Below are 1409 nucleotides of genomic sequence, written 5' to 3'. Positions count from 1 at the left end.
GTTGTATCATTCGTTGTGCCAACGGGGTACACGTTTAACCTAGATGGATCGGCTATTTATCAAGCGCTGGGTGCATTATTCATGGCACAGGCTTATGGCATTCACTTGACGATTGAACATCAGTTGACTTTGCTGGTGGTCTTGATGATTACCTCAAAGGGAATGGCTGGTGTACCAGGTGCCTCATTCGTTGTCTTGCTGGCCACGGTGTCAACGATTGGCGTGCCGGTGCAAGGCTTGGCATTCATTGCTGGTATTGACCGATTGGTTGATATGGGCCGAACGGTTGTTAACGTTGTTGGTAATTCAGCTGCATCAATCGTTATTTCAAAGTCTGAAAAGGACTTTGATGAGGAAAAGAGTATTCGTTACTTAGCATCATTAAATGATTAAATAATAAGCTCCCCTCTGTTTGGTTTTATGACTGGATAGAGGGGAGTTTTTTGGTTGATTAGGGGTTGCTTTCTTGTTGCGCGTAACTAGTGAGAAAACCTGACATTTGCTGTGGTGTAAGTGTAAAATGTGTGTGATAATATAGGGACGAAATAAAGTGGAAATTTGGGTATCCAACGGCCGCTTTGAAAAGACATAAAAGGAGGCGGCACTTGTGACATTAGCACGTGTACGTGAGTATGGTTTGAAGGCCATTGTATTTGTAACGGCATCAGTATTGGTGGCGATTTCAATGAATAATTTCTTCATTCCAAATAACATCTTCTCTGGTGGATTTAATGGAGTTGCACAACTGCTTAGTTTATTCTTTAAAGCAGTTTTCGGCATTCATGTTGAAGTTGGTGCGATTATCATGGCGGTTAATATTCCGCTTGCAATTGCCGGATGGATTTATGCAGGACGCGAATTTACGATCCTATCATTTTTGAATAATTTCTTCGCGTCGTTTATGCAGATTGTCTTACCGAAACAGACGTTAGTGGCACATGAGCCAATTCTGGCTGGCTTGTTTGGTGGATTGCTATTGGGTGTGGCAATTGGTATCACTTTTAAGTTGGGCTTCTCAACTGGTGGTATGGATATTGTTGCCATGATTGTACAGAAGACAACCGGAAAGTCGATTGGATTTATCAATCTCTTTATTAATGGGTTTGTCGTGGTTATTGCGGGTTCATTCATTGGTTGGCAAAATGCCATGTACACAATCATTGGTATCTACGCGACGTCAGTGGCTGTTGATTCGATTCACACCCGTCACCAAAAGCTGACGGCCTTTATCGTCACCCGTCGAGCCGACGAAGTGACCAAGGCCTTGCAAGAAGATTTGATTCGCGGTATTACGATTCTGCCATCTGTTGGTGCCTACACGCGTGAGCCGAACTCAACGCTGATGATGGTATTGTCACGGTATGAGTTGACTGAAATGGAACGTTTGACGAAATCAGTAGACCCAGACG

2 protein-coding genes are annotated in these 1409 nt (G+C 43.5%); both read left to right on the top strand.

Going from position 1 to position 1409, the window contains the following annotated elements; all coding sequences use genetic code 11:
- Positions 1-393: dicarboxylate/amino acid:cation symporter (locus WEIDD23_RS14800; protein WP_242865494.1), on the top strand; the 393-nt coding region annotated here is incomplete at its 5' end.
- Positions 394-607: 214 nt separating this feature from the next.
- On the top strand, positions 608-1409 hold an 802-nt coding region (locus WEIDD23_RS09140), incomplete at its 3' end, for a YitT family protein (RefSeq protein ID WP_242865493.1).

The sequence above is a fragment of the Weissella sp. DD23 genome (genome assembly GCF_001579105.1).
Classification (GTDB): domain Bacteria; phylum Bacillota; class Bacilli; order Lactobacillales; family Lactobacillaceae; genus Weissella; species Weissella cibaria.
Note: the sequence above shows the minus strand (reverse complement) of the source record. Positions and strands in the feature narration are given on the sequence as shown.